This is a genomic window from Coprococcus sp. ART55/1 (assembly GCF_000210595.1).
Lineage (GTDB): Bacteria > Bacillota > Clostridia > Lachnospirales > Lachnospiraceae > Coprococcus > Coprococcus aceti.
This window is the reverse complement of record NC_021018.1, coordinates 1,638,508-1,643,225: the sequence shown is the minus strand read 5'-3', so window position 1 is coordinate 1,643,225 and position 4,718 is coordinate 1,638,508. Positions and strand designations below refer to the sequence as shown.

The 4,718-nt window shown below is 43.7% G+C and carries 6 protein-coding genes; all 6 read left to right on the top strand.

The window, feature by feature from the left end; all coding sequences use genetic code 11:
- Positions 1–509, top strand: a 509-nt coding sequence (locus CCU_RS07545) for a phosphate acyltransferase (RefSeq protein ID WP_256364698.1), incomplete at its 5' end; no start/stop codon positions are given.
- Between the two features lie 33 nt (positions 510–542).
- Entirely contained in the window at positions 543–1,610 is a 1,068-nt protein-coding gene (gene buk / locus CCU_RS07540) for a butyrate kinase (protein WP_015534166.1), read from the top strand.
- A 132-nt stretch (positions 1,611–1,742) separates the two neighbouring features.
- Entirely contained in the window at positions 1,743–1,949 is a 207-nt protein-coding gene (locus CCU_RS07535; protein ID WP_015534165.1) for an alpha/beta-type small acid-soluble spore protein, read from the top strand.
- Positions 1,950–2,216: 267 nt separating this feature from the next.
- Positions 2,217–3,503 carry a trigger factor gene (gene tig / locus CCU_RS07530; protein ID WP_015534164.1) on the top strand — a complete coding sequence of 429 codons (1,287 nt, stop codon included), beginning with the start codon at positions 2,217–2,219 and terminating at the stop codon, positions 3,501–3,503.
- A gap of 46 nt (positions 3,504–3,549) precedes the next feature.
- On the top strand, positions 3,550–4,131 hold the full coding sequence (gene clpP, locus CCU_RS07525) for an ATP-dependent Clp endopeptidase proteolytic subunit ClpP (RefSeq protein ID WP_015534163.1): 582 nt from the start codon (positions 3,550–3,552) through the stop codon (positions 4,129–4,131).
- A 136-nt stretch (positions 4,132–4,267) separates the two neighbouring features.
- A partial coding sequence (locus CCU_RS07520; protein ID WP_208896090.1) for a ClpX C4-type zinc finger protein occupies positions 4,268–4,718 on the top strand: 451 nt, incomplete at its 3' end.

The window sequence follows — 4,718 nt, the reverse complement described above, 5'->3', positions numbered from 1 at the left end:
ACCTTACAGATGTTGCGTTCATGACTTATCCTTCACTTGAGGAGAAGAAGTCGATCATAGAGAACTCTGTAGAGGTTGCTCATGCGTGCGGAATACCTTGTCCAAAGGTTGCTCCACTTGCAGCAGTAGAGGTTGTAAATCCTAAGATGCCTGTAACAGTAGAGGCTGCTGAGCTCACAAAGATGAACGAGAACGGTGAGATCACAGGCTGTATCGTTGACGGACCTCTTTCAATGGATCTTGCGATCGAGCCAGAGGCAGCTATCCATAAGGGAGCTACAGACAGAAAGATCGTTGGAGATGCCGATATCCTTCTGTTCCCAGACATACATGCAGGTAACCTTGTATACAAGACACTTGTTCATACAACAAAGTGTAAGAACGGATGTATCATAACAGGTACAGATGCTCCTGTAATCCTTACATCAAGATCAGATACATTTGAGGTTAAGCTCAACTCAATAGCACTTGCAGCAGTTGTTGCAGAGTCACTTAAGGCAAACAAATAAGCCATACATAAAAAACATTTGGAGGTTTAAAAAATGTCATATAAGATTCTTATAATAAACCCAGGTTCAACATCGACAAAGATCGGTGTGTTCGAGGACGAGACACTTCTGTTTGAGGAGACACTCAGACATACAACAGAGGAGCTTGCAGGCTTCAATATGATAGTAGATCAGAAGGACTTCAGAAAGAAGGTTATTCTTGATGTCCTTGCTGAGAAGAACTTTGACATCAAGACACTTGATGTATGTGTAGGACGTGGCGGAATGCTCAAGCCAATCCCAGGCGGTACATACGCAGTAAGCGATGACCTTCTTGAGGATCTTAAGATCGGTAAGCAGGGCCAGCATGCATCAAACCTTGGTGGTATCCTCGCAAGAGAGATCGGTGATGAGCTCGGAGTTCCTTCATACATCGTAGATCCAGTCGTTGTTGATGAGCTTATGCCATCATCAAGACTTTCAGGAGTACCTGAGCTTCCAAGAATAAGCGTGTTCCATGCACTCAACCAGAAGGCAGTAGCCAAGAGATATGCAAAGGAAGTTGGCAAGAAGTACACAGACCTGAACCTCATCGTAGTACATATGGGTGGCGGTGTATCAGTTGGTGCCCATGATCACGGTAAGGTAGTAGATGTATACAACGCACTTGACGGTGACGGTGCATTCTCACCAGAGAGAGCAGGTGGCGTTCCTTCAGGAGCACTTGTAAAGATGTGCTTCTCAGGCGAGTATACACAGGCTGAGGTTATGAAGAAGCTCGTTGGAAAGGGCGGCTTCAACGCTTACATCGGAAGCAACGATGCAAGAGATCTTGAGAAGCTTGTCAATGAGGGCGATGAGCATGCAAAGCTTGTTCAGGATGCATTCTATCAGCAGGTTGCCAAGGATATAGGTGGTATGGCAACAGTTCTCAGAGGAAAGGTTGATCAGATCATCCTCACAGGTGGAATCGCATATTCAAAGCACACATGCGAAGAGCTTGAGAAGAGAGCAGGATTTATTGCTCCATTTACAGTATATGCAGGAGAGGATGAGCTCCTTGCACTTGCTCAGGGCGCACTCAGAGTCATGAATGGCGAAGAGGAGCCAATGAAGTATTAAGAGAAAAGTGATTTTCAGATAAAAAGTTCATGGCACATAACAGAAATTGCCATTATAACATAAGCCATATTGTTAATAATACTAACAAGACGAAAGTCTTAAATAATTATTTCAATATGGAGGTACAGGGTTATGGCAAGTTCAAACTCTAACAAGACAAGTGTTCCAGAGGCAAAGAGTGCTATGAACAAGTTCAAGATGGAGGTAGCCAAGGAGATCGGTGTTGATCTTAAGGATGGATACAATGGAGATTTAACATCAGCTCAGTCAGGTTCAATCGGTGGCGAGATGGTTCGTCAGATGATCAAGAGACAGGAAGAGCAGATGTCAGGAAGATAAGCCTGGCTTATAATCTCCGTTAGATCTACGAACAAAAAGAAGACCTGGTGTATGATCCATACATCAGGTCTTTTGTGTCGTGAAAACTTTGTATTATAATAATAGTATAATGGACTGGACAATCATTTGCACATTATGATATAATCGATGATTGATGTGGACTTTGTCCACACATATAAACAAGAAAAAGATAAATGGATGCTATCTGAGTGCCTTAATTGTAGGGCTTAAGGCACCATTTGCACATTTCAAGGAGGAAATAAAAAGATGAGTTTCACAGTAGAAAAGCTTGAGCACAGCATGGCAAAGCTTACAATCACAGTACCTGCAGCAGATTTTGACAAGGCAATGACAGCAGCTTACAACAAGACAAAGAACAGATTCAATGTTCCAGGCTTCCGTAAGGGCAAGGTGCCAATGGCATTCATCGAGAAGATGTATGGCCCGGAAGTATTCTATGAGGATGCTGCAAATGCAATGATCAACGAGTATTATCCAAAAGAGGCTGTAGCTTCAGAGCTTGAGATCGCATCACAGCCAGTTATTGACGTAATAGAGATGGGCAAGGGCAAGGATTTCGTATTCACAGCAGAGGTTGCTGTAAAGCCTGAGGTTACACTTGGCGATTACAAGGGAATCGAAGTTGAGAAGATCGACGTTGAAGTAACAGATGACGAGGTTCTTGAGGACATCAAGAAGGAGCAGCTTCAGAACGCAAGAAAGGTACTCGTAGAGGGAAGAGCAGCACAGCTTGACGACGAGGTTACTCTTGACTTCGAGGGATTTGTTGATGGTGTTCCATTTGATGGTGGAAAGGGTGAGAACTACAAGCTCGTTCTTGGCTCACATTCATTCATCGATACATTTGAGGATCAGCTTGTTGGTAAGAACATCGGAGAGGATGTTGAGGTTAACGTAACATTCCCAGAGGATTACCAGGCTGAGGAGCTTGCAGGAAAGCCGGCAGTATTCAAGTGCAAGATCAACTCTATCACAGAGTCACAGCTTCCAGAGCTCAATGATGAGTTCGCAAGCGAGGTAGGCGGATGCGATACACTTGACCAGTACAAGGAAGAGGTAAAGCAGAAGATACTTGCAAAGAAGAACAGAGACGCTGCAAACGAGAAGGAAGCAAAGGTTCTTGACAAGGTTATCGAGAACGCAACTATGGATATTGCAGATGCACAGGTTGAGGATATGCAGAAGAGAATGAAGGATGAGTTCGCTCAGACACTTCAGTATCAGGGAATCAGCCTTGAGCAGTATATGCAGATCGTAAACGTTACAGAGGAGTCTCTCATGGAGAGAATCAAGCCGGACGCACTCAAGAGAATCCAGCAGAGAGCAGTTCTTGAGGCTGTAGTAAAGGCTGAGAACATTGAGGCTACTGACGAGGAAGTTGACGAGGAGCTTTCAAAGATGGCAGCTCAGTACCAGATGAAGCTTGAGGATATCAAGGGATTCATGGGCGACGCAGAGAAGGACAGCATCAAGAAGGATGTAGCAGTTAAGAAGGCTGCAAAGCTTCTTGTAGATGAGTCAAAGGAAGTTTAATATTTTAACAGACAGATTGGCTTGATATGTATTGGAGGTAGATAACATGGCATTGGTACCATACGTTGTAGAACAGACTAGCCGCGGAGAGCGAACATACGATATTTATTCTAGATTGCTGAAAGACAGAATCATCTTTCTTGGAGATGAGGTCAATGATGCAACTGCAAGCCTTGTTATAGCACAGTTGTTATTCCTTGAGTCAGAGGATCCTTCAAAGGATATCTCGTTATATATCAACAGCCCGGGTGGATCAGTTACAGCCGGAATGGGAATATATGACACAATGAGATATATCAAGTGTGATGTTTCAACAATATGCTGTGGAATGGCAGCGAGCATGGGAGCATTCCTTCTTGCAGGAGGAACAAAGGGCAAGAGATATGCGCTTCCAAACTCGGAGATCATGATACATCAGCCACTTGGTGGAACTCAGGGGCAGGCAACAGAGATAGAGATCGCAGCCAGACATATATTAAAGACAAAAGAGAAACTCAACAAAATGCTGAGTGAGAATACAGGAAAACCACTTGATGTTATCGCGGCAGATACAGATCGTGATAACTGGATGACTGCTGAGGAGGCTTGTGCATACGGCCTTATCGACAGCGTTATAACAAACAGATAATACAGATAGAGATATCTGATATGTAGAAGATGTATCAGTTGGTTGGAGCCAGCCTGCAGAACCGGCGGTGTATTCGCAGATTCTGGAAAAGACTGGCTCCAGACAATTATAAATAGTGAATAATCGAGGTATTGTAATGGCAGATCGTAGTGACGAGAGAAAACAGCTCAGATGTTCTTTCTGTAATAAGACACAGGATCAGGTTAGAAAACTCATAGCCGGACCTGGGGCTTACATATGTGATGAATGCGTAGAGATATGCTCAGAGATAATAGAAGAAGAACTGGTTGACGCAGGACTTGATTCAGATGGTGATATCAATCTGTTAAAGCCAAAGGAAATAAAAGAATTTCTTGATGAGTATGTAATAGGTCAGGAAGAGGCAAAAAAGGTACTGGCGGTTGCCGTGTACAACCATTATAAGAGAATACTTGCGCAGAAGGATTTTGAGGTTGAATTACAGAAGAGTAATATCCTCATGGTTGGCCCAACGGGATCAGGTAAGACATATCTTGCCCAGACCCTTGCAAAATTGTTAAACGTTCCTTTTGCAATAGCAGATGCTACAACTCTCACAGAGGCTGGAT